Origin of the sequence: Microbacterium oryzae (assembly GCF_030406385.1) — a bacterium.
In the GTDB taxonomy this organism is placed as follows: domain Bacteria; phylum Actinomycetota; class Actinomycetes; order Actinomycetales; family Microbacteriaceae; genus Microbacterium; species Microbacterium oryzae_A.
This window is the reverse complement of sequence record NZ_JAUEPM010000001.1, coordinates 187,476-209,890: the sequence shown is the minus strand read 5'-3', so window position 1 is coordinate 209,890 and position 22,415 is coordinate 187,476. Positions and strand designations below refer to the sequence as shown.

Genomic DNA, 22,415 nt, shown 5'->3' with positions numbered 1-22,415 from the left:
GGGCCGCCGTCGTCTGCGGGCGCGCTTCGCGCCCGCTCCCAGCGGCCCGGCGTAGGCTCGGAGCATGAGTCTGCTCGACGGCATCGCCGGCCCCCGCGACCTGGACGCCCTGTCTCAGGACGAGCTCGCGACCCTCGCGGAGGAGGTGCGCGCGTTCCTCGTGGAGAACGTCGCGCGCACGGGCGGGCATCTCGGCCCCAACCTCGGCGTGGTCGAACTGACGATCGCGCTGCATCGCGTCTTCGACTCGCCGTCCGACCCGATCATCTGGGACACCGGGCATCAGTCGTACGTCCACAAGCTGCTCACGGGCCGCCAGGACTTCTCGGCGCTGCGCTCGCGCGGCGGGCTCGCCGGCTACCCGCAGCGCTCCGAGAGCGAGCACGACGTCGTCGAGTCGTCGCACGCGTCGAGCTCGCTGAGCTGGGCGGATGGCATCTCCCGCGCCTTCCAGCGCACCGGTCGCGCCGATCGCCACGTCGTGGCGGTCGTCGGCGACGGCGCCCTCACCGGCGGCATGACGTGGGAGGCGCTCAACAACATCACCGACGACAACGAGCGCAACCTCGTCATCGTCGTCAACGACAACGGCCGCTCCTACGCCCCGACCATCGGCGGCATGGCCCGCTACCTGAACCGGGTGCGGACCGGGGAGGTCTACCGCGACCTCGGCGAGAAGTCCGGGCGGCTGGCCGGCCGCTTCGGCGCCGCCGGACGCGCGCTGTACCGCGGCGTGCGCGGCGGCACGCACGGGTTCCTCTCGCGCCTGACCAACAACAGCGAGCTCTACTCGCAGCTGGACATCAAGTACCTCGGCCCTGTCGACGGGCACGACCTGCCGGCGCTCATCGAGACGCTGCAGCTGGCGAAGGCCTTCGGAGCGCCCGTGCTCGTGCACGTCATCACGGAGAAGGGGCGCGGATACCAGCCGGCGCTCGACGACGTCGCCGACCAGTTCCACGCGGTGGGCCGCATCGATCCGCTCACGGGCGACCCCGTCGGCGGAGCGTCCGCGCGCGGCTGGACCGACGTCTTCGCCGACGCGCTGGTGCGGGTGGGCGAGGAGCGCGACGACGTCATCGCGATCACGGCGGCGATGCTGCGCCCCACCGGCCTCGCGCCGTTCGCCGAGCGGTTCCCCGACCGCGTGTACGACGTCGGCATCGCCGAGCAGCACGCCGTGGCCTCGGCGGCGGGTCTGGCGTACGGCGGCCTGCATCCCGTCGTCGCGCTCTACGCGACGTTCATGAACCGCGCCTTCGACCAGGTGCTCATGGACGTGGCGCTGCATCGCGCCGGGGTGACCTTCGTGCTCGACCGCGCCGGCGTGACCGGGCCGGATGGCCCGAGCCACCACGGCATGTGGGACCTCGCCCTGCTGAACATCGTCCCCGACATCCGCCTGGCCGCCCCGCGCGACGCCGAGCGCCTGCGCGAGGAGCTCGAAGAGGCCGTCGCCGTCGACGACGCCCCCACGGTCATCCGCTACCCGAAGGGCGCGGTGGGCGCGGAGATCCCTGCGCTCGAGCGCCTCGCGGACGGCGTGGACGTGCTCGCGCGCGGCGACGAGGAGGACGTGCTCATCATCGCGATCGGCGCGTTCGCCGCCACCGCGCTCGACGTGGCCCGCCGCCTGCGCGACCAGGGCATCGGCGCGACCGTCGTCGACCCGCGCTGGGTGGTGCCGGTGTCGCGCTCGATCGTCGAGCTGGCGGATCGTCATCGCCTCGTCATCACCCTGGAGGACGGCATCCGCGTCGGCGGCATCGGCACACGCGTGCGTCAGGTGCTGCGCGAAGCGGGCGTCGACACGGCCGTGGACGAGCTCGGGCTGCCCGACGCGTTCATCGACCACGCCTCCCGCGAGCAGGTGCTGACCGACGCCGGCCTCACACCGGCGAAGATCGCGCAGGACGTCGTGTCGCAGGTGCTGGGCACGCGAGTGCCGGTGGCACGTCCGGAGAAGGGCTGGCGCGGCCTTCCAGCCATGACCCGCGAGGGCGGCGCCTCGTCCTGACGCGACGAGGGGCGGACGCCTTCCGGCACCCACCCCTCGACGTCGTCCGCAGCGACGTCGTCCGCTAGGCGGAGACCCCGCGGATGACCGGGTCGTGGAAGGTGCTGCCGAACACCCGCTCGGAAGCCCCCACCCGATCGAGGTAGGCCGATGCGCCGCCGTCGATGAACGGCCATCCGGCCCCCAGGATGAGGGCGAGGTCGATGTCCTGCACCTCGGGGACGACCTGCTCGTCGAGCATGATGCGGATCTCGCGCGCGAGCTCGTCCTCCACCCGGCGCAGGATCTCCGCCTCCGGCACCGGCGCGCGGCCGACACGCAGGACCTTCTGCGCCTCCTTCGTCCAGCCCGTCACGCGGCCGTTCTTGTCCTTCTCGACCGCGTGCGGCAGGTCCGCGAGCGCGTGCAGGTTGGCCGAGGCGTGAAAGCGCTCGGGGAAGTGCGTCGCCATCGTGTCCTGCACGTGGGCGGCCACCTTCCAGCCCACGAGGTCGATGAGCTGGAACGGCGTCATCGGGAGCCCCAGCGGGCCGAACGCACGCTCCACTGTCATGAGGGGCGTGCCCTCGTCGATCGCGCGCGCGGCCTCGCCCATGACCTTCGCCAGCAGGCGGTTCACGATGAAGCCAGGGGCGTCGGCCGACCCGATGGCGTTCTTCCGGAGGTCCTTCGCCACGGCGAAGGCGGTGGCGAGCGCCTCCTCGCTCGACCGCGGCGTCCGCACGACCTCCACGAGCGGCATCGCGGAGACCGGGTTGAAGAAGTGGAAGCCGATGAGCCGCTCGGGATGCTCGAGCACCGACCCGATCTCCTCCACCGACAGCGACGACGTGTTCGTGGCGAGGATGGCCTCGGGAGCGACGATGCGCTCGATCTCGGCGAACACCTGCTGCTTCACGCCCGTCTCCTCGAACACCGCCTCGATGACGAAGTCGCAGTCGGCATAGGCGCTCTTGTCGACCGTGCCCTGCACGAGCGCGCGCAGCCGGTTGGCGGTGTCGCCATCCACGCGGCCCTTCTGCTCGAGCTTGCCGATCTCCTCGCGGATGTGCTGCAGCCCCTTGTCCACGCGCGCCTGGTCGACGTCGGTGATGAGCACCGGCACCTGCAGGCGTCGCGCGAAGAGCAGCGCGAACTGACTGGCCATGAGGCCGGCGCCGATGACGCCCACCTTCGACACCTTGCGGGCGAGTGAGCGATCGGGTGCGGCCACAGGGCGCTTCGCCCGCTTCTGCACGAGGTCGAACGCGTACATCGACGCGGCGAACTGGTCGCCCGAGATGAGGTCGGCCAGCGCCTCGTCCTCGCGGGCGAAGCCCTCCTCTCGGGTGCCTGACTTCGCCTTGTCGAGCAGGTCGAGGGCGCGGTACGGCGAGAGCGGCACCGTGCCGATGCGGCTCTCCAGCATGCCGCGCGCCATCTTGATCGCCACGGGCCACTTCGTCAGACGCTCGAGGCGCCCCGGCGCGTTCCTCCGCTCGACCTTCGTCGCGCCCGAGAGCACGCCGTCGGCCCAGCGCAGCGAGTCTTCGAGGTAGTTCGCGGGGGAGAAGATCGCGTCGAACATCCCGAGCTCGAACGCCTGCTGCGGCTTCAGGGTGCGGTTCTGCTTGAGCGGGTTCGAGATGACGACCTCGAGGGCGTTCTCGATGCCGATGAGGTTCGGCAGCAGGTAGGCGCCGCCCCAGCCGGGGACGAGTCCGAGGAACACCTCGGGCAGCGCGATCGCGGCGGCCGACGAGTCCACCGTGCGGTACGTCGAGTTCAGTGCGATCTCCGTGCCGCCGCCGAGCGCGACGCCGTTGACGAATGCGAACGACGGCACCCCGAGGTCGGAGAGCTTGCCCAGCACGTGGTGCCCCTGCTGGGCGACGAGGAGGGCGTCGTCGCGCTCGCGGAGCGCATTCATCTGCGACAGGTCGGCGCCGGCGGCGAAGACGTACGGCTTGCCGGTGATCGCGACCGCGTCGATCTCGCCGGCCGCCGCACGCCCGCGCAGCGTCTCCAGCACGTCGTCCAGCTCGAGGAGCGTGCGCGGGCCGATCGTGTTGGGACGGCGGTGGTCGCGCCCGTTGTGCAGCGTGATGAGCGCGAGGGTGCGCCCGCTGGCGAGGGCGATGTCGCTCACCAGCGAATGAGTGACGACCTCCTCGGTCGCCAGCTGCTCGAGGCGGGAGAAGTCGAGGGAGCTGTAGTGGGTCATCGTGCTCACTTCCGCTTCTTCTTGCCGGTGTAGTGCGGGTTCTCCCACACGACGCTGCCGCCCTGGCCGAGGCCCACGCACATCGCCGTGAGGCCGTAGCGCACCTCGGGGTGCTCGGCGAACTGCGCGGCGAGCTGGATCATGAGGCGCACGCCCGATGCGGCCAGCGGATGGCCGACGGCGATCGCACCGCCCCACGGGTTCACGCGGGGATCGTCGTCGGCGATGCCGAAGTGGTCGAGGAACGACAGCACCTGGATGGCGAAGGCCTCGTTGAGCTCGAAAAGCCCGATGTCGTCGATCGAGAGTCCGGCCTTCGCGAGCGCCTTCTCGGTGGACGGGATGGGACCGATTCCCATGATCTCCGGCTGCACCCCCGCGAACGCGAACGAGACCATCCGCATCTTGGGCGTGAGGCCGAGCTCCTTGACCGCGGCGGAACTCGCGAGGAGGCTCACGGTCGCGCCGTCGGTGAGGGGCGACGACGTGCCGGCCGTGACGCGACCGTGCGGGCGGAAGGGCGTCTTGAGGTTCGCCAGCGCCTCCATCGTCGTCTCCGGGCGCCGGCCCTCGTCGTCGGCGGCGAGTCGCCAGGCCCCGTCCGCCCCGGCCACCGCCACGGGCACGAGGTCGAGCTGGATGCGGCCGGCGTCGTACGCGGCCTGCACCTTCTGCTGGCTGGCGACCGCGAAGCGGTCCGCGCGCTCCTTCGTGAGGTGCGGGAACCGGTCGTGGATGCGCTCCGCGGTGACCCCCATGTCCAGCGCCCCCGGGTCGACCATCCGCTCGGCGACGAAGCGCGGATTGGGGTCGGCGTTCTTCCCGATCGGGTGATGCCCCATGTGCTCGACGCCGCCCGCGATGGCGAGGTCGTACATGCCCACGCCGATCGAGGCACCCATGGTCGTGACGGCCGTCATCGCGCCCGCGCACATGCGGTCGATGGCGAGGCCGGGGACCGTCTGCGGGAGGCCGGCGAGGATGGCCGCGCTGCGTCCCAGGGTGAGCCCCTGGTCTCCCGTCTGCGACGTCGCGGCGATCGCGACGTCGTCGATCCGCTCGGGCGGAACGCCGCCGTTGCGCTCGATCAGCCCGATCATCGCCTTGACGACGAGGTCGTCCGCCCGCGTACCGGCGTACATGCCCTTCTCACCCGCGCGCCCGAAAGGGGTCCGCACGCCATCCACGAAGTGGACATCCGAAAGCTCGGCCACTCTGCCTCCCTGTGTCAGTTGGCTTCAGCCTAGGCGGGGCCTCCGACGCGAGATCGCATCGATTGGGATGAACCTACGAAGCGGCGGCGGCGTCCTCTCCGGGTGTTTGCGCGGCGCGCACAAAGGCGGTGGCGATCACCTCGGCGGTCGCCTCGATCTGCCACTCGCGCGCGCCCTGCTCGCGGAGGGCCACCGCGATGCTCTCGGCGGTGATCGGGATGGGCGGCTCCCACGCGACCCGGCGCAGCGTCTCCGGGGTGAGGAGGTTCTCCGTGGGCATGTCCAGCTCCGCCGCCTTCGCCTCCACCTCGGGCCGGGCCTGCTTGAGGCGCGCGTCGGCGTCGGGGTGCCGCTCGGCCCAGGCGCGATGCGGCGGCAGGGAGTCGCTCGGCACGCGCTCCGCGGGCAGATCCTCGGTCTCCCGGCCGGCGACGATGGCATCCCACCAGCGGTCGAGCTGTGTGCGGCTCGCGCGCCCGGTGAACTCCTTCAATCCGGCGAGCGCCTGCTTCGTGCGGGGCATCGCGAGCACCGCCGCCAGCAGCGCGCGGTCGGGCACGAGGCGGCCGGGGGAGACGTCCTGCTGCTGGGCCAGCTCCTCCCGGGAGCGCCACAGCTCGCGCGCGACCGCGAGACCGCGGCGTCCGCGCACCTTGTGGAGCCCGCTGAGGCGCCGCCACGGGTCGGCCCGCGGGGCCTTGGGCTGCCGGTCGAGCGTCGCCTGGAACTCCTGTCGCGCGAACTCGGTCTTACCCGCGGCCTCGAGCTCGTCCGCGAGCCGATCGCGGACGTCGATGAGGTGGAGCACGTCGAGCGCGGCGTACTCGACCCACTCACGGGGAAGGGGACGGGTCGACCAGTCCGCGGCGGAGTGCGCCTTGGCGAGGGAGATGCCGAGCGCCGCCTCGACGACGGCTCCCAGGCCCACCCGCTCCCAGCCCAGCAGGCGCGCGGCGAGCTCGGTGTCGAAGATGCGGCGCGGGTCGAGGCCGAGCTCGCGCAGCGACGGCAGATCCTGGCTCGCGGCGTGGAAGACCCACTCCTCCTCGCCGAGCTGGCGCTGGATCGCGGAGACGTCGGGAACAGCGATCGGGTCGACGAGGACCACCCCGCCGTCGCGCCGGTAGAGCTGGATGAGGTACGCGCGCTGCGAGTAGCGGAAGCCGGACGCGCGCTCCACGTCGACCGCGACGGGGCCGGTGCCGCCGGCGAGGCGCTCGACGGCGGCCTCGAACGCGTCGGCGCTGTCGATCACGGGGTAGTCAGTCACGGAACCTCCGGGCGCCGAACACGGCGATGTCCTCTGAGCCGGGCGGCAGCCCCGCCAGCATGCACACGAGCTCAGCCCACGCCTCCACGTGCGCACGGAAGGAGCCGATCGGCGACCAGGAGGCGCGCAGCTCGATCTGCGCGCCGTCGCCCTCGTCCGCCAGCGACCCGAAGCCCTTCGAGAGGATCTTCGTGGCCGAGCCGGACGGCGAGTGATAGGGAGCGCCCCGCGAGTGCAGGGCGTCGACGAGCCAGGACCAGGTGACGTCCGCCAGCAGCGGGTCGGTGCCGATCTCCGACTCGAGAGGCGCCTGCGCGAAGCTGACGATGCGCCAGGGTCCGGCCCAGGAGTCCTGTCCCTCCGGGTCGTGCAGGAGGACGAGGCGTCCGGTCCCGTAGGGGGAGTCGCCGTGATCGTCGGGACGGATGTCGGCGGCCAGGGCGAGGCTGAAGGGCGCCAGTCCCTGCGGGGCGGGGATGTCGCGCACCGACAGGTCGGAGCGGAACGTCGCCGACCGCACCGCCGCCTCGGCCTCGGCGAAGGCGCCGGAGCCCGCCCCATCTCGCGTCACGTCGACAGATTAGAGTGAGGGGGCCATGAAGACCCCCAGGCGCGCCGCATCCCCGGTCCTCGCAGCAGCGAGAGCGACGTTCACCCTCGCCGGAGCGCTCGGCGCGGCCGTCGCGGGAGCGGTGGGTTACCTCTCGCTGCGGGTCGCGCGCACCGCCGTCACCCCCGCGGTGCGGGTGGCCGACGTCGCGGTGCACGGGTTCGACACCGCGGCGCAGACGATCACCCTCGCGCGCACGCCGGACACCGTGCTGCCCGGCCGCTACGGCCTGTTCACCGGCGGCACCGAGCGCTACCTGAAGCTGGGCGCCGTGCTCTCCGAAGACGGTCTCAGCGTGCGGCGGAAGCTCCTCACCGAGGTCGACGCCGACACCGAGATCGCCCCGTTCGCCGCGTTCAGCGGCTGGTACTGGATGGGTCCGGAGGAGCTGCACCTGCCGTTCACCACGGTCTCGGTCGGTACGCCCGTCGGCGCGTGCCCGGCATGGCTGTTCCCCGCAGCCGGCGCGGCGGCGGACACGTGGGTCATCGCGGTGCACGGCCGCGGCACGACGCGCGCCGAGGTGCTGCGTGCGGTGCCGGTCCTGCACGAGGAGGGTCTTCCCGTCCTGTGCGTGTCGTACCGGAACGACGGCGAGGCGCCCCGCAGCCGGTCGGGGCACTACGGGCTGGGTGCGACCGAGTGGCGCGATGTCGACGCCGCCGTGGCATGGGCGCTCCGGAACGGCGCTCGCCGCGTCCTCCTCATGGGCTGGTCCATGGGCGGCGCGATCGTGCTCCAGGTCGCCCTCAACTCCGTGCACGCCCAGGCCATCGCGGGCGTCATCCTCGAGTCGCCCGTGGTCGACTGGCGCCTCGTGCTGGGCTTCCAGGCGCAGCGGATGCGCGTCCCCTCGCCGGTCACTCGGCTGGCGATGGGAGCGCTCGGACGGAGTTGGACGTCCCGCATGATCCGGCGGGGCGACCCGATCTCGCTCGACGACCTCGACATCGTCTCCCGCGCGGGAGAGCTCGACCATCCCATCCTGCTTCTGCACAGCGACGACGACGGCTTCGTGCCGTCCGACGCGTCCCACCGGCTCGCGGCGGAGCGGCCGGACCTCGTCACCCTGGAGAGCTTCCGCACCGCGCGCCACACCAAGCTCTGGAACTACGACGAGCGACGGTGGAACGAGGCCATCCGGGAATGGCTGCGCGAGCGCTCGCTCGCCCCGGGCGCCTGAGCCGGCTCACTCCCCGATGCGCGCTCGGATCTGCCGCTTCGCGCGCAGCAGCATCCCCGTCATCCCGGAGATGCGCAGCGGCGACACGATCCGCGTGAGACCGAGCGACTGCGGGTAGTCGTCCGGCACGGCGAGCGCCGCCGCGGCTGACAGGCCGGTGAGGCCCTGCGCGAGGATGCTCGCGAATCCCCGCGTCGTGGGCGCCTCCGCCGGCGCCGACGCGTGCATCGCCACGCGCTGGTCGTCGTCGACCTCCAGCACGATGAACACGGGGGACTGGCACTCGACGACGCGCTCGGAGAGCTCGGGGCGGTCGGCGTAGCGCTGCGGGAACGCCGGCAGCTCGTTGGAGAACTCCAGGAGGAGCTGCAGCCGCTCGGGCTCGTCGAGCTCCAGGAACTCGTCGCGGATCTCGGCGAGGGCGGCGGGCAGGGCGCTCTCGGTCATGTCACGCCGCCTTCGCGGGAGCAGGTCCCGGCTCGGACCCCGTGACGATCGGGACGCGCACCGCGCTGCCCCACTCCGTCCAGGAGCCGTCGTAATTGCGTACGCGCGGGAAGCCCAGGAGGTGCTTCAGGACGAACCACGTGTGGCTCGAGCGCTCCCCGATGCGGCAGTAGGCGACGATGTCGTCGTCACCGCCGAGGCCGAGCTCGTCGCGATAGATCGCCTCGAGCTCAGCGCGGGTGCGGAAGGTGCCGTCCTCGGCCGCCGCGCGCCCCCACGGCACGCTCAGGGCGGAGGGGATGTGCCCCGCCCGCAGCGCGCCCTCATCCGGATAGGCGGGCGCCGTGGTGCGCTCGCCGGAGTACTCCTCGGGGGAGCGCACGTCGATGAGGGGGTTCCCGAGGTGCGCGAGGACGTCGTCCTTGAAGGCGCGCAGCTCGGCGTCGTCGCGCTCGACGACGGGGTAGTCGGTGCGCTCGCGCTGCGGCCGCTCGGCGGTGAGCTCGCGGCCCTCGCTCACCCACTTGTCGCGGCCGCCGTCCAGCAGGCGCACGTCCTCGTGGCCGAAGAGGGAGAACACCCACAGCGCGTAGGCGGCCCACCAGTTGCTGCGGTCGCCGTAGATCACGACGGTGTCGTCGCGCGAGATGCCCTTGCGGCTCAGGAGGTCGGCGAAGCCGGCGCCGTCGAGGTAGTCGCGCATGACGGGGTCGTTGAGCTCGGTGTGCCAGTCGACCTTCACGGCGCCGGGGATGTGCCCGACCTCGTAGAGGAGGACGTCCTCATCGCACTCAACGACGACCAGGCCCGCGTCGCCGCGGTGCTCCTCGAGCCACTGGGTGGAGACGAGCCGCCACGGCTCGGCGTAGGCCGCGAACTTCTCCTGCGACTGGTCGGATGCGACGGGCATGGCTGCTCCTCGTTATCGTTGATGGGATCCGTCTTCGAGCCTAAGGCTCGCGAGCACGGGGCGGCTCGGCTCCTCCGTCGAGACGCGACTCTCCGAGATCCGAGGACCCATGACCTCCACCGCGACCGAGATCGTCCACCTCGCCGAACGCCATCCGCAGCTCTCCGGCGAGGAGATGCTCGAGAGCCTCGTGCCGCCGCGGCAGTTCGACACCGCGACCTTCGACTCGTACCGGGTCGACGCCTCGTATCCCTCGCAGGAGGAGGCGAAGCAGGAGCTCGAGCTCTTCGCATCGGGCGGGCAGCCGGAGCGCCGCGGCGGATTCTTCTCACGCAAGCCCAAGGCGCCGGAGATCAAGCCGGGCGTCTACCTCGACGGCGGGTTCGGCGTGGGCAAGACGCACCTGCTCGCTGCGATCTACCATGCGGTGCCCGCGCGGCGGAAGTTCTTCGGCTCGTTCATCGAGTACACCGCGCTCGTCGGCGCGCTCGGCTACAAGAACACCGTCGACCTGCTGCGCGGGTCGGCGCTGCTGTGCATCGACGAGTTCGAGCTCGACGATCCGGGCGACACCATGGTGATGACCCGTCTGCTGGGCGAGCTCGTCGGGTCGGGAACGCGCCTGGCCGCGACGAGCAACACGCCCCCGAACGCGCTCGGAGAGGGCCGGTTCGCCGCGCAGGACTTCCTGCGCGAGATCCACGCCATGGCCGACAGCTTCCGCACCCTGCGGATCGACGGCGTCGACTTCCGCCAGCGGTCGCTCGACGGGCACGCCGCCGTCCTCGAGGAGCGCGCCTACGACGACGCGCTCGCCGCAGCCGGTGGCACCGCCTCCGACGACGATTTCGACGCCCTCATCGGGCAGCTGGCGCGCGTGCACCCCTCGCGCTACATCCGCCTCATCGACGGGCTGAGCGCGGTGGGCCTCCGCGGTGTGCGGCAGCTGACCGACCAGTCCGAGGCGCTGCGCTTCGTCGCCTTCGTCGACCGCGTGTACGACGCGCAGCTGCCGATCCGCGCCACCGGCACGCCGCTCGACGACGTCTTCGGCGCCGAGATGCTCGCCGGCGGCTACCGCAAGAAGTACCTGCGCGCCGTCTCGCGTCTGGTCGCCTCCACGAACTCCTGACCCGCGTCATCCGGTCGTCCCCTCTCCGCGAAACACGGTGTTCACGGAGAGGGGCGACCTGTAACACCGCGGAAACACCGAGTGCAGGTTGACGGTAACGCGACCGCTCGACACTGAGAGCACCCGGTCGAGCCGCTGAGGTCATCCGCCCATCTCGCCCGGGTCCTGTTCACGGATCTGGAGATGCACATGGATCAAGGCAACACGGCGTTCCTGCTGATCGCCGCGGCGTTCGTCCTGCTGATGACGCCCGGACTGGCGTTCTTCTACGGCGGCCTGGTGAAGGCCAAGAGCGTCATCAGCATGATGATGCTGAGCTTCGGGGCCATGGGCCTCATCGGGGTGCTCTGGGTGCTGTACGGCTACGCCGTCGCGTTCCCCGGCGCCGAGGGGCTCGTCGCGCCCTGGGCCATCGACTGGACGGCGCTCGGCCTCGACAGCCTGCTGGAGACCCCTGAGGACGCCGCCTTCCCGCCGCTCGCGTTCGTGGCCTTCCAGGCGACCTTCGCCATCCTCACCGTCGCGCTGGTGTCCGGTGCCATCGCCGACCGCGCGAAGTTCGGGGCGTGGATGACCTTCGCGGGGATCTGGGCGACGGTCGTCTACTTCCCGGTCGCCAGCTGGGTGTTCAACTTCGGCCTCGCCGACGACGGCTCCTTCGCGTACGGCGGATGGATCACGTACGGCATGCAGGAGGTCTTCGGCGTCGGGGCGATCGACTTCGCCGGCGGCACGGCCGTCCACATCAACGCCGGTGCCGCGGCCCTCGCCCTGGCACTCGTGCTCGGCAAGCGGGTCGGGTTCCAGAAGGGCGCGCACGTGCCCCACAACCCGCCGTTCGTGCTGCTGGGTGCTGGACTCCTGTGGTTCGGCTGGTTCGGGTTCAACGCCGGCTCGGAGCTCGCCGCCGACGGCACCGCGGCCCTCGCCTTCGTGAACACCATCGCCGCTCCCGCTGCAGCGCTTCTCGCCTGGCTCGTCGTGGAGAAGGTGAAGGACGGCAAGGCCACCTCGGTCGGCGCCGCCTCGGGCGCTGTGGCCGGTCTCGTCGCCGTCACCCCCGCCTGCGCGTCGCTGCACCCGGTCTGGGCCATCCTGCTCGGCCTCATCGCCGGCGCGGTGTGCGCCCTCGCCATCGACCTGAAGTACCGCTGGGGCTTCGACGACTCCCTCGACGTCGTGGGCATCCACCTCGTCGGCGGTCTCCTCGGGACGCTCTACCTGGGCTTCTTCGCGAACGGCACGGGCCTGTTCATGGGCGGCGGCATCAACCAGCTGATCGTGCAGGCGATCGCCGCGGCCGCGGTCCTCGTCTACTCCTTCGTGCTGGCCTATGTCATCGGCTTCGCGATCGAGAAGACGATCGGCTTCCGCGTGAAGAACGAGGACGAGGTCGCCGGGATCGACACGGTGCTGCACGGCGAGGAGGGCTACGTCCTCACCGCGCGCTGAGCGCCCGCTTCGAGGAATGCCCCGGCCGGATTCGGCCGGGGCATTCCTGCGCGCAGGTAGGGTGACCACGTGGCACGACAGGGACTCCTCGGCATGCTCGTCACGCGCGCGCTGGGCGCGCTCGCCGGCGCTGCTCAGGGCGCGCCCGCGGCGCCGCGTCGCGCATCTCGGCCCACCCACGACGCGGGAAGGCGTTCCGCCCCTGCCGCGGTGCGGCCCATTCCTCCTGTTGCGAGCGATGCGCACTCGGCCGCGCAGACGGTCGAGATCGACCCGCGCGCGGTGCGCGACCTGCGCCTCCGCTACGCGCCCGATCGCGATGGGGCTCCCGACGCCGGCGAGATCGTCTGGACCTGGGTCCCGTACGCGGAGAACGACGGACGCGGGAAGGACCGTCCCGTGCTCGTGATCGCGGCGCACGGCGCGGACCGCGCGTACGCGGTGAAGCTCACGAGCAAGTCGCACGACGGCGACCGGGAGTACGTCTCGATCGGCGCGGGGCCGTGGGATGGCCAGGGCCGGGAATCGTGGGTCGACCTCGATCAGCTGTACAGCGTCCACCCCGAAGGGATGCGTCGCGAGGCCGCGGAGCTCGATCGCGAGCGGTTCGCCCGGGTAGCCGAGGAGCTCCACCGCCGGTACGGCTGGCGGGCATAGCGCGTTCTCACAACCGGCCGCGCCGGGTTGAGAGAGAGAGGTAACGCAACGGGCTCGAAGGGGTCGTCGGCGGGAAACACGCGGGTTCTAGCTTCGGATCAAGGCCCGAAGCCCTTCGACTCGAGGAGAACCGCCATGACGTACCTCAAGCCCGCCGAACTCATCGGAACCGTGATCGATGCCGGCGCATCCAAGGTGATGCTGTCGACCCGCGACACCCTGCTGCGCGGCATCCTCGGGGGCGCGATGCTGTCCCTCGCGGCCGCCTTCGCCGTGACCGTCTCCACCACGACCGGCGTGGCGCTGCTCGGCGCCCTGCTCTTCCCGGTCGGCTTCATCATGCTGTACCTGCTCGGCTTCGACCTGCTGACGGGTGTCTTCGTCCTGACGCCGCTGGCGTGGCTCGACCGCCGGCCGGGCGTCACGTTCGGCGGCATCCTCCGCAACTGGGGGCTGGTGTTCCTCGGGAACTTCATCGGCGCGTTCTCGGTGGCGGTGCTCATGGCGATCGTCGTCACGTTCGGCTTCTCCTCGGCGCCCAACGCCGTCGGCGAGGCCATCGGCCACATCGGCGAGGGGCGCACCGTGGGCTATGCCGAGCACGGCGCAGCCGGCATGCTCACCCTGTTCGTGCGCGGCGTGCTGTGCAACTGGATGGTCGCCACCGGGGTCATCCTGTCGATGGTCGCGAAGGACGTGCCGGGCAAGGTGATCGCGATGTGGATGCCGATCATGCTCTTCTTCTTCATGGGCTTCGAGCACTCGATCGTCAACATGTTCCTCTTCCCCTCGGGCCTCCTCCTCGGCGGCGACTTCACGATCCTCGACTACCTCATCTGGAACGAGATCCCCACCGTGCTCGGCAACCTCGTCGGCGGCCTCCTGTTCGTCGGCCTCCCGTTCTACGCCACGTACGGCCGCTCGAGCTCGCCGCGTCGCGACCGTCGGGGGAGCGCGCTGCCCGCCGCGGCCCCGGCCTCCGCCGCCCCGTCGGTCCCGACCGGCGTCTGACGCGACGCAGACGGAAGGAGGATCTCCGTGGCCCACGTCAAGAGCCGGAAACATCCCGCTGACATGACCGCAACACCGGACGCCTACGGTGACCGAATGAGCTTCACCGACGCGACCACGACGAACGTCGTCGTGGTGGGCGCGGGGATGGTCGCCCATCGCTTCGTCGAGAGCCTCCTCAGCCGCGGCGGCAGCGAGTGGCGCGTCACCCTGGTGGGGGAGGAGCCGCACGGACCCTACGACCGGGTCGGCCTGACCTCGTTCTTCTCCGGCGCGTCCGCGGACGAGCTCGCGCTCGAGCGCACGTGGCTCGACGACGAGCGGGTGCGATTCCTCTCCGGCGATCCCGTCGTCCGGATCGACCGCTCCGCGCGGCGAGTGACCACGCGCAGCGGCCTGAGCATCGGCTACGAGCACCTGGTGCTCGCCACAGGGTCGTATGCCGCGAAGCTCGCGGTGGACGGCTTCGAGCACGACGGATGCTTCGTCTACCGGACGCTCGACGACGTGACCCGCCTGCGCGACTTCGTGCGGCATCGCAGCGCGGAGCTCGGACGGCCGCTCGTGGGCACCGTGATCGGCGGGGGCCTCCTCGGGCTGGAGGCGGCCGGAGCGCTGCAGAGCCTCGACGTGGCATGCACCGTCGTGCAGTCGTCCGACCGCCTCATGTCGGCGCAGCTCGACCGACCGGGCAGCGACGTCCTCCGCAGGCTCATCGAGGCCCGGGGGCTCCGCGTGCGGACGGAGTCGCTCACGACCCGGCTCGACGCGGACCGGTCCGGCCGGGTGACGGGGCTGGAGTTCCGGGACGGCGCGTGGGAGCAGACCGACGTCGTCGTCTTCACGGTGGGCGTGCGCCCCCGCGACGAGCTCGCCCGGTCGGCGGGTCTCGAGGTCCATCCGCGGGGTGGCGTCGTCATCGACGCGGCCTGCGGCACGGCGGACCCGCGCATCTCCGCCATCGGCGAGGTCGCGAGCTTCGGCGGCGCGAGCGTCGGACTCGTCGCCCCCGGCTACGCCATGGCCGAGGTCGCCGCCACCCGCCTCCTCGGGAGCGACGCGGCCTTCGGCGGGTACGACCTCTCGACGAAGCTGAAGCTCTCCGGGGTGGACGTGGCGAGCTTCGGCGACGCGTTCGCGGAGACGCCGGGCGCGCTCGATGTCGTCTACGCCGACCCGGTGGCGGGGGTCTACAAGAAGCTCGTCCTCTCCGACGATGCGAAGACCCTGCTCGGCGGGATCCTCGTCGGCGACGCGTCGGCCTACGGAGCTCTGCGCCCCCTCGTCGGCAGCGCCCTGGGCGGTGACCCGGTGGCGTACCTCATGCCGGAGGACGGCGTTGCCGCGCCGAGCGGCGCCCTGCCGGATGAGGCGCTCGTCTGCTCGTGCAACGGCGTCACGGCCGGACGCATCCGCTCGTCCGTGCACGAGGAGGGCTGCGCAGATGTCGCGGCGGTCAAGTCGTGCACGAAGGCCGGAGCGGCCTGCGGCTCGTGCGTCGGCATGATCAAGAAGCTCGTCGCCGGCGAGCTCGCGGCATCCGGCGCCGTCGCGAGCGACGCCCTCTGCGAGCACTTCGCGCTGTCGCGCCGGCAGCTCTTCGACGCCGTGCGGGTGTCGGGCCTGCGGACATTCAGCGCCGTCATCGAGCGGTTCGGGCAAGGACGCGGGTGCGACCTCTGCAAGCCCGCGCTTGCGAGCATCCTCTCCACCCTCACCGGCGCTCACGTCCTGGACGGCGAGAACGCGACGCTCCAGGACACCAACGATCACGTGATGGCGAACCTGCAGAAGGACGGCAGCTACTCGGTCGTGCCCCGCATTCCCGGCGGCGAGATCACCCCGGAGGGGCTGCTCGTCATCGGCGAGGTGGCCCGCGACTACGGGCTGTACACGAAGATCACCGGCGGCCAGCGCATCGACATGTTCGGCGCGCGCCTCGAGCAGCTCCCCGACATCTGGCGGCGGCTCGTCGACGCCGGCTTCGAGTCCGGGCACGCGTACGGCAAGTCGCTGCGCACGGTGAAGTCGTGCGTCGGGTCGACGTGGTGCCGGTACGGCGTGCAGAACTCCGTCGGGATGGCGGTGCGGCTCGAGCTGCGCTACCGGGGCCTGCGCTCGCCGCACAAGATCAAGTTCGGCGTCTCCGGCTGCGCGCGCGAGTGCGCGGAGGCGCGCGGCAAGGACGTCGGCGTCATCGCGACCGAGGCGGGATGGAACATGTACGTCGGCGGCAACGGCGGGTTCACCCCGCGCCACGCGGTGCTCCTCGCCGAGGGACTCGACGACGACGCGCTCCTCACCGCCATCGACCGCTTTCTCATGTACTACATCTTCACCGCCGACCGGCTGCAGCGCACCGCGCCGTGGTTCGAGGACCTCGAAGGCGGCATCGAGGGGCTCCGCGCGGTGATCTTCGATGACAGCCTGGGCCTGTGCGACGATCTCGACGCGGCTATGGCGCGCCACATCGACGGCTACGAGGACGAGTGGAAGGCGACGCTGGACGACCCGGAGAAGCTGCGCCGGTTCTCGTCGTTCGTGAACGCGCCCGCGACGCCCGATCCGTCCTTGGCGTACACCGTCGAGCGGGGGCAGGCGCGCCCCGCGACCGAGGCCGAGCGCCAGGACGCACGCGTCCTCATCGCCGGCACCACCCTGGAGGTGCGCTCATGACCCTTCTCGACGTCGTCACGGCCGAGCCGCGCACGGGATGGCTGCCGGTGTGCGCGGTCGGCGACCTCGAGGTCGAGCGCGGCCGGGCCGCCCTCGTCGAGGGTGAGCAGGTGGCGCTGTTCCTCTTGCACAGCGGACGCGTCCACGCCGTCTCGAACCGCGACCCGTACAGCGGGGCGCACGTGATCGCGCGCGGCATCGTCGGCACCCGGCAGGACGCCCCCACCGTCGCCTCCCCGATGTACAAGCAGGTCTTCGACCTTCGCACCGGGGCGTGCCTCGACGCGCAGGGCAAGGAGCCGACGCCGCTGCGCGTCTGGCCCGCCGCCGTCTCCGAAGACGGCCTCGTGCTCATCCAGTGGAAGGCGCTCGCATGACGATCATGATGGGGATCTCCCTCACCGGCCGCCGCGTCCTCATGGTCGGCGGCGGCGCAGTCACAGCACGGCGGCTGCCCCGCTTCCTCGACGAGGGGGCGGAGGTCGTGGTCGTCGCGCCCGCGCTCGCCGCGGCCACGCGCGAGCTCATCCTCCGCCACGACCTGGAGTGGATCCCGCGGGAGGCGCGCGCCGACGACGTGCAGGGGGCGTGGATGGTCCACACCGCCACGGGCGACCGCCGTGCGGACGACGAGGTCGCGGGGGAGTGCGAGCGCCGACGCGTGCTGTGCGTCAACGCCTCCGACGGGGCGCACGGGACCGCGCGCATGACCGCGCAGACCCGCTCCGGCGACGTGGTCGTGGGTGCCATGTCGCACGACGGCGTCGATCCCGGGCGCGCCGCCGCCGTCCGCGACGCTGTCGGCGCGCAGCTGCGCGACGGACGGCTGCCGCTGCGCGCACGCCGCGCCGGCGGCCCCGGTCGCGTGGACCTCGTGGGCGGCGGCCCCGGCCCGGCCGACCTCCTCACCGTGCGCGGGCGCCGGCTGCTGGCCGAGGCCGACGTCGTCGTGGCCGACCGCCTGGGGCCGACCGACGTGCTGCGGGAGCTGGAGGGCGGCGTCGAGGTCATCGACGTCGGGAAGCGCCCGGGGCGCCACACGATGCCGCAGGAGCAGATCAACGCCCTCCTCGTCGCCCTCGCGCGCGAGGGGAAGCGGGTCGTGCGCCTGAAGGGCGGGGACGCGTTCGTGTACGGTCGCGGCGGCGAGGAGGTGGCGGCGTGCCTCGCGGCGGGCATCCCCGTCGAGGTCGTCCCCGGGCTCACGAGCGCGGTGTCCGTGCCGCAGGCCGCGGGCATCCCCGTCACCCATCGGGGGACATCCGCCGGCCTGCACGTCGTCAACGGCCAGGCCGAGGTGTCGCCGTCCACCCTCGCAGCGCTCGCCGACGAGACCGTGACGACGGTCGTGCTCATGGGCGTCGCGGCGCTCCCGCGCCTCGTCGCCGCCGCGCGGGAGGCCGGCGCGCCCGATGAGCGGCCCGTCGCGATCGTCGAGCGCGGGCACACCCCCGAGCAGCGCACCACCCGCACCACGCTCGGCCGGGTGCTCGCAGACGCCGCGGCAGCCGGCGTGCGGAACCCGGCGGTCATCGTCGTCGGAGAGGTCGCCCGGGTGGGGCTGCTGCTCGCGGAGCCCGCGCTGACGGGTGATGCGACGTCGTGACCGCCCCCGCCCGTGCCGCCCTCTCGGCCGCCCTCGACGGCTGCACGATCGTCATCGCCGTCGACCGTCGGTCCTCTGAGCTCGCGGCCGCCCTCGAACGGCACCGCGCACGGGTGCGCCGCGCGCCGGCGCTGAGCATCGTGCCGCACATCGACGACGAGGCGCTGCTGTCGGCCACGCGCGAGCTCGTGGCGCGGCCACCGGACATCGTGGTCGTCACGACGGGCGTGGGCTTCCGCGGATGGATCGAGGCCGCCGAGGAGGCGGGGCTGCGCGACGAGCTGCAGGCCGCCCTGCGCACCGCCCAGATCGTCGCGCGCGGGCCCAAGGCGCGGGGAGCCATCGAGCAGGCCGGCCTCTCCGCGGACTGGGTCGCGGAGTCGGAGACATCGAGCGAGCTCGGGGCGTTCCTCCTCGCGGAGGGTGTCGGCGGGCGTCGTGTCGCCATCCAGCACCACGGGTCGGGCGCGGACGGCCTCGACGACCTCTTCACCGAGGCGGGCGCCGACGTCGTGAGCCTCACCGTGTACCGGTGGGGGCCGCCGCCGGATCCGGAGGTCGTGATCCGCTCTGTGCTCGCGGCCGCGCAGGGCGAGGTGGACGCGGTGCTCTTCACCTCCGCACCCGGCGCGGCGGAGTGGCTGGCGGCGGCGGACCGGCAGGAGGTGCTCGGCGACCTCGCGCGGCTGTCGCGTTCGGGGCGGCTGCTCATGGCGGCGGTCGGTCCCATCACCTCGGCCCCGCTCGTCGACGTCGGCATCGAGGTGCTCGTGGCCGAGCGGGGGCGGCTCGGCTCGCTCGTGCGCGCGGTGGTCACGCACTTCGGCGGCGGTCACGCCCCGTCCCTCGAGACCGCCGCGGGGCGACTGGAGCTGCGCAGCGCCGGAGCGGTGCTCGACGGGCGGCACGTGCCGCTCTCGCGCACGGGCATCGGCGTGCTGCGGACGCTCTTCGACGCGCGCGGCGGAGTGGTCTCGCGGCAGGAGCTGCAGTGCGCTCTCGCGCGCTCGGCAGACAGTCCGCACGCGGTCGAGGTCGCCGTGGCGCGCGTGCGGGAGGCGCTCGGCGCTCCGCAGCTCATCCGCACGGTCGTGAAGCGCGGCTATCGACTCGACATCGTCGAGGGCGCCTGACGCGCTCGCATCGTGCTCGCCTCCCGAGGAGGCAGGGCGCCGCCGTCGTGAGCGAAATCAGCGGAACGACAAGACCCCCGGCGTACCGGGGGTCTTGGGTGGTGGGCGATACCAGACTCGAACTGATGACCTCTTCCGTGTGAAGGAAGCGCGCTACCAACTGCGCCAATCGCCCAGGCTCTGAAGTTGTCGGCCTTGCGGCACAGATGACGAGCATACCCGATGCTGGGGTGGCTGACGAACCAGGGCAGAGAGCCGAGCGTGTCGTGGGTGACGGCTGCGCCGGTGACACGCCCGGATCTGAGGCGTGGTTTGGACGCCCGCCGAACCTGGGCTAATGTAGTTCAAGTGCCCGGGGCAAGCAGCCGGGGATGAAATGCGGATGTAGCGCAGTGGTAGCGCATCACCTTGCCAAGGTGAGGGTCGCGAGTTCGAATCTCGTCATCCGCTCGAGTGCAGGGATCTCTTCGGAGATCTCGGCATGCGGGTTCGAAACCCCCGCGGTGGCGTGGCCGAGAGGCGAGGCACCGGCCTGCAAAGCCGTTTACACGGGTTCGAATCCCGTCGCCACCTCCACTCCCGGCTCAGGCCGGAGCAATATGGGCGATTGGCGCAGCGGTAGCGCGCTTCCCTGACACGGAAGAGGTCACTGGTTCGATCCCAGTATCGCCCACCAGAGAAACCCCCGGCTCGCCGGGGGTTTCCGACGTCCGGGACTCGTCCCGGCATGCGGATGTAGCGCAGTGGTAGCGCATCACCTTGCCAAGGTGAGGGTCGCGAGTTCGAATCTCGTCATCCGCTCTCTCGAAGGGCCTCCTCGCGGAGGCCCTTCTTCGTTCCCGGCGGTCCAGGGCCGCCACCCGGCGCTCAGCCCGCACCTGCCGACACGGCCTCCGCGTCCGCGGAACTAGGATGGTGCGGTGACCTCCGGATTCGACCTGTACCCCGAGAAGAATGTCGTCGCGATGCGCGTCGACGGTGAGCTGAAGGACCTCGCGGCGGAGGTCCCGGACACGGCGACGACGGAGCCGGTGACGATCGACAGCCCCGACGGGCTGAACGTCCTGCGCCACTCGACCGCGCACGTGCTCGCGCAGGCGGTGCAGAAGATCAACCCGGCCGCGAAGCTCGGCATCGGTCCGTTCATCACCGACGGCTTCTACTACGACTTCGACGTCGCCGAGCCCTTCACGCCCGACGACCTCAAGGCGGTCAAGAAGGAGATGCAGCGCATCGTCAAGGAGGGCCAGCGGTTCGTCCGCCGCGCCGTCTCCGACGACGAGGCACGCGCTGAGCTCCACGACGAGCCCTACAAGCTCGAGCTCATCGGCCTCAAGGGCGGCCAGAAGGAAGTCGCCGAAGGCGCGAACGTCGAGGTCGGCGGCGGCGAGCTCACCATCTACGACAACGTCGACCCCAAGACGGGTGAGACGCAGTGGAAGGACCTCTGCCGCGGCCCGCACGTGCCGACGACGCGCATGCTCGGCAACGGCTGGGACATCGTCCGCACCGCGGGCGCGTACTGGCGCGGCAGCGAGAAGAACCCGCAGCTGCAGCGCATCTACGGCACCGCCTGGCCGACGAAGGACGACCTCAAGGCGTACCAGGACCGGCTCGCCGAGGCCGCGCGCCGCGACCACCGCAAGCTCGGTCGCGAGCTCGACCTCTTCTCCTTCCCCGACGAGATCGGGTCTGGCCTGTCGGTCTGGCACCCCAAGGGGGCGATCGCGCGCGGCGAGATGGAGCAGCACGCGCGCCGCCGGCACATCGCCGAGGGCTACAGCTACGTCTACACGCCGCACATCACGAAGAAGGACCTCTTCGTGACCTCCAACCACCTCGTCACGTACGCGGACGGCATCTGGCCGCCGATCCGGATGGACGAGGAGCGCGACGAGGACGGCAACGTCACGAAGCAGGGCGTCGACTACTACCTGAAGCCGATGAACTGCCCGATGCACATCCTCATCTACAAGGAGCGCGCGCGCAGCTACCGCGACCTGCCCCTCCGCCTCGCGGAGAACGGCACGGTCTACCGCAACGAGCTCTCCGGCGCGCTGCACGGGCTCACGCGCGTGCGCGGCTTCACGCAGGACGACGCGCACCTCTTCGTCACGCCCGACCAGCTCGAGGCCGAGACGACCAAGGTGCTCGAATTCGTGCTCTCGCTGCTCAAGGACTTCGGGCTGGAGGACTTCCGCCTCGAGCTCTCCATGCGCGACGACGAGAAGTCCAAGTGGATCGGCGAGGAGGATGTCTGGGCGACCGCCACCGACGCCCTGCGCCGCGTGGCCAAGTCCACCGGACTCGAGCTGATCGAGGAGCCCGGCGAGGCGGCCTTCTACGGCCCGAAGATCGACCTCAAGGTCACCGACGCGCTGGGCCGCTCGTGGCAGCTCTCGACCGTGCAGCTCGACTTCAACCTGCCTGAGCGCTTCGACCTCGAGTTCACCGCGGCCGACGGCACCAAGCAGCGCCCCATCATGATTCACCGCGCGCTGTTCGGCTCGATCGAGCGATTCTTCGCCATCCTGCTCGAGCACTACGCGGGCGACTTCCCGCTGTGGCTCGCGCCGCAGCAGGTGGTGGGCGTGCCGGTGGCCGACGAGTTCGCGCCGTACCTCGACGAGGTCGTGCAGAAGCTGCGCGTCGCCGACGTGCGCGCCGAGGTCGACCACTCCGACGACCGCATGCAGAAGAAGATCCGCACCCACACCACGGGCAAGGTGCCGCTCCTCCTCATCGCGGGAGAGCAGGACCGCTCCGCCGGCACGGTCTCCTTCCGCTTCCGGGACGGCTCTCAGCGCAATGGTGTCCCGGTCGACGAGGCCGTGGCGCTCGTCACCCGCGCGATCGCCGAGAAGCGCCTCGTGCTGGCCGACGAGGACCTCTGA

General features: G+C 71.5%; 17 protein-coding genes and 5 tRNA genes. 15 read left to right on the top strand and 7 right to left on the bottom strand.

What is annotated here, in order from left to right; all coding sequences use genetic code 11:
• The first annotated feature begins 64 nt into the window (after window positions 1–64).
• On the top strand, window positions 65–2,017 hold the full coding sequence (dxs, locus tag QWJ90_RS01070) for a 1-deoxy-D-xylulose-5-phosphate synthase (protein ID WP_290105730.1): 1,953 nt from the start codon (window positions 65–67) through the stop codon (window positions 2,015–2,017).
• A gap of 64 nt (window positions 2,018–2,081) precedes the next feature.
• Here the strand turns inward: dxs and QWJ90_RS01065 are convergent, their stop codons facing one another.
• From QWJ90_RS01065 to QWJ90_RS01050, 4 genes are all read right to left on the bottom strand, one after another.
• Window positions 2,082–4,220, bottom strand: coding sequence for a 3-hydroxyacyl-CoA dehydrogenase NAD-binding domain-containing protein (locus QWJ90_RS01065; protein WP_290106334.1), 2,139 nt, complete (start codon window positions 4,218–4,220; stop codon window positions 2,082–2,084).
• 5 nt (window positions 4,221–4,225) lie between these two features.
• On the bottom strand, window positions 4,226–5,434 hold the full coding sequence (locus QWJ90_RS01060; protein ID WP_290105729.1) for a thiolase family protein: 1,209 nt from the start codon (window positions 5,432–5,434) through the stop codon (window positions 4,226–4,228).
• A 73-nt stretch (window positions 5,435–5,507) separates the two neighbouring features.
• Entirely contained in the window at window positions 5,508–6,704 is a 1,197-nt protein-coding gene (locus QWJ90_RS01055) for a ribonuclease D (RefSeq protein WP_290105728.1), read from the bottom strand.
• Window positions 6,697–7,275 (bottom strand): DUF3000 domain-containing protein, encoded by a 579-nt coding sequence (locus QWJ90_RS01050; RefSeq protein ID WP_290105727.1) that lies wholly within the window; start codon window positions 7,273–7,275, stop codon window positions 6,697–6,699. The genes QWJ90_RS01055 and QWJ90_RS01050 overlap by 8 nt, the downstream gene beginning before the upstream one ends.
• 25 nt (window positions 7,276–7,300) lie before the next feature.
• Here QWJ90_RS01050 and QWJ90_RS01045 point away from each other — a divergent pair, with 25 nt between their 5' ends.
• Entirely contained in the window at window positions 7,301–8,497 is a 1,197-nt protein-coding gene (locus QWJ90_RS01045) for an alpha/beta hydrolase family protein (protein ID WP_290105726.1), read from the top strand.
• Between the two features lie 6 nt (window positions 8,498–8,503).
• Here QWJ90_RS01045 and QWJ90_RS01040 read toward each other — a convergent pair whose 3' ends face one another.
• Entirely contained in the window at window positions 8,504–8,944 is a 441-nt protein-coding gene (locus QWJ90_RS01040; RefSeq protein ID WP_290105725.1) for a SufE family protein, read from the bottom strand.
• Window position 8,945: 1 nt separating this feature from the next.
• Complete coding sequence (locus tag QWJ90_RS01035) at window positions 8,946–9,854, bottom strand: sulfurtransferase (protein ID WP_290105724.1); 909 nt, start codon at window positions 9,852–9,854, stop codon at window positions 8,946–8,948.
• 109 nt (window positions 9,855–9,963) lie between these two features.
• Here QWJ90_RS01035 and zapE point away from each other — a divergent pair, with 109 nt between their 5' ends.
• From zapE to QWJ90_RS00995, 8 genes are all read left to right on the top strand, one after another.
• Entirely contained in the window at window positions 9,964–10,986 is a 1,023-nt protein-coding gene (gene zapE, locus QWJ90_RS01030) for a cell division protein ZapE (RefSeq protein WP_290105723.1), read from the top strand.
• A 189-nt stretch (window positions 10,987–11,175) separates the two neighbouring features.
• Complete coding sequence (locus QWJ90_RS01025) at window positions 11,176–12,438, top strand: ammonium transporter (RefSeq protein WP_290105722.1); 1,263 nt, start codon at window positions 11,176–11,178, stop codon at window positions 12,436–12,438.
• Between the two features lie 69 nt (window positions 12,439–12,507).
• A complete protein-coding gene (locus QWJ90_RS01020) occupies window positions 12,508–13,095 on the top strand; it encodes a type II toxin-antitoxin system PemK/MazF family toxin (protein WP_290105721.1) in 588 nt (195 codons plus the stop codon).
• Between the two features lie 135 nt (window positions 13,096–13,230).
• Window positions 13,231–14,106, top strand: coding sequence for a formate/nitrite transporter family protein (locus tag QWJ90_RS01015; protein WP_290105720.1), 876 nt, complete (start codon window positions 13,231–13,233; stop codon window positions 14,104–14,106).
• A 96-nt stretch (window positions 14,107–14,202) separates the two neighbouring features.
• A complete protein-coding gene (gene nirB / locus QWJ90_RS01010) occupies window positions 14,203–16,782 on the top strand; it encodes a nitrite reductase large subunit NirB (RefSeq protein WP_290105719.1) in 2,580 nt (859 codons plus the stop codon).
• On the top strand, window positions 16,779–17,159 hold the full coding sequence (gene nirD / locus QWJ90_RS01005) for a nitrite reductase small subunit NirD (protein ID WP_290105718.1): 381 nt from the start codon (window positions 16,779–16,781) through the stop codon (window positions 17,157–17,159). Before nirB ends, nirD begins: the two co-directional genes overlap by 4 nt.
• Complete coding sequence (gene cobA, locus QWJ90_RS01000) at window positions 17,156–18,388, top strand: uroporphyrinogen-III C-methyltransferase (protein ID WP_290105717.1); 1,233 nt, start codon at window positions 17,156–17,158, stop codon at window positions 18,386–18,388. Before nirD ends, cobA begins: the two co-directional genes overlap by 4 nt.
• Window positions 18,385–19,521: a uroporphyrinogen-III synthase gene (locus QWJ90_RS00995; RefSeq protein ID WP_290105716.1), complete on the top strand. Its 1,137-nt coding sequence runs from the start codon at window positions 18,385–18,387 to the stop codon at window positions 19,519–19,521. Before cobA ends, QWJ90_RS00995 begins: the two co-directional genes overlap by 4 nt.
• A 99-nt stretch (window positions 19,522–19,620) precedes the next feature.
• On the opposite strand, the gene QWJ90_RS00990 is transcribed toward QWJ90_RS00995, so the two are convergent.
• Window positions 19,621–19,696, bottom strand: a tRNA-Val gene (locus QWJ90_RS00990).
• Between the two features lie 203 nt (window positions 19,697–19,899).
• On the opposite strand from QWJ90_RS00990, the gene QWJ90_RS00985 reads away from it, so the two are divergent.
• The 5 genes from QWJ90_RS00985 to thrS all read left to right on the top strand — a co-directional run bounded on the left by QWJ90_RS00985 (window position 19,900) and on the right by thrS (window position 22,415).
• Window positions 19,900–19,971: transfer RNA gene (locus QWJ90_RS00985), tRNA-Gly, on the top strand.
• Window positions 19,972–20,023: 52 nt separating this feature from the next.
• Window positions 20,024–20,097: transfer RNA gene (locus tag QWJ90_RS00980), tRNA-Cys, on the top strand.
• A 25-nt stretch (window positions 20,098–20,122) separates the two neighbouring features.
• A tRNA-Val gene (locus QWJ90_RS00975) sits at window positions 20,123–20,197 on the top strand.
• A gap of 53 nt (window positions 20,198–20,250) precedes the next feature.
• Window positions 20,251–20,322: transfer RNA gene (locus QWJ90_RS00970), tRNA-Gly, on the top strand.
• Window positions 20,323–20,486: 164 nt separating this feature from the next.
• Window positions 20,487–22,415, top strand: a complete 1,929-nt coding sequence (gene thrS / locus QWJ90_RS00965; protein ID WP_290106332.1) for a threonine--tRNA ligase — start codon at window positions 20,487–20,489, stop codon at window positions 22,413–22,415.

Coding starts and splice junctions, on each gene's coding strand:
- nirD (WP_290105718.1), top strand. CDS start 16,779: ATGACCCTTCTCGACGTCGTCACGGCCGAGCCGCGCACGGGATGGCTG.
- cobA (WP_290105717.1), top strand. CDS start 17,156: ATGACGATCATGATGGGGATCTCCCTCACCGGCCGCCGCGTCCTCATG.
- QWJ90_RS01040 (WP_290105725.1), bottom strand. CDS start 8,944: ATGACCGAGAGCGCCCTGCCCGCCGCCCTCGCCGAGATCCGCGACGAG.
- QWJ90_RS01035 (WP_290105724.1), bottom strand. CDS start 9,854: ATGCCCGTCGCATCCGACCAGTCGCAGGAGAAGTTCGCGGCCTACGCC.
- QWJ90_RS01025 (WP_290105722.1), top strand. CDS start 11,176: ATGGATCAAGGCAACACGGCGTTCCTGCTGATCGCCGCGGCGTTCGTC.
- dxs (WP_290105730.1), top strand. CDS start 65: ATGAGTCTGCTCGACGGCATCGCCGGCCCCCGCGACCTGGACGCCCTG.
- nirB (WP_290105719.1), top strand. CDS start 14,203: ATGAGCTTCACCGACGCGACCACGACGAACGTCGTCGTGGTGGGCGCG.
- QWJ90_RS01045 (WP_290105726.1), top strand. CDS start 7,301: ATGAAGACCCCCAGGCGCGCCGCATCCCCGGTCCTCGCAGCAGCGAGA.
- QWJ90_RS01015 (WP_290105720.1), top strand. CDS start 13,231: ATGACGTACCTCAAGCCCGCCGAACTCATCGGAACCGTGATCGATGCC.
- thrS (WP_290106332.1), top strand. CDS start 20,487: ATGCGCGTCGACGGTGAGCTGAAGGACCTCGCGGCGGAGGTCCCGGAC.
- QWJ90_RS01065 (WP_290106334.1), bottom strand. CDS start 4,220: ATGACCCACTACAGCTCCCTCGACTTCTCCCGCCTCGAGCAGCTGGCG.
- zapE (WP_290105723.1), top strand. CDS start 9,964: ATGACCTCCACCGCGACCGAGATCGTCCACCTCGCCGAACGCCATCCG.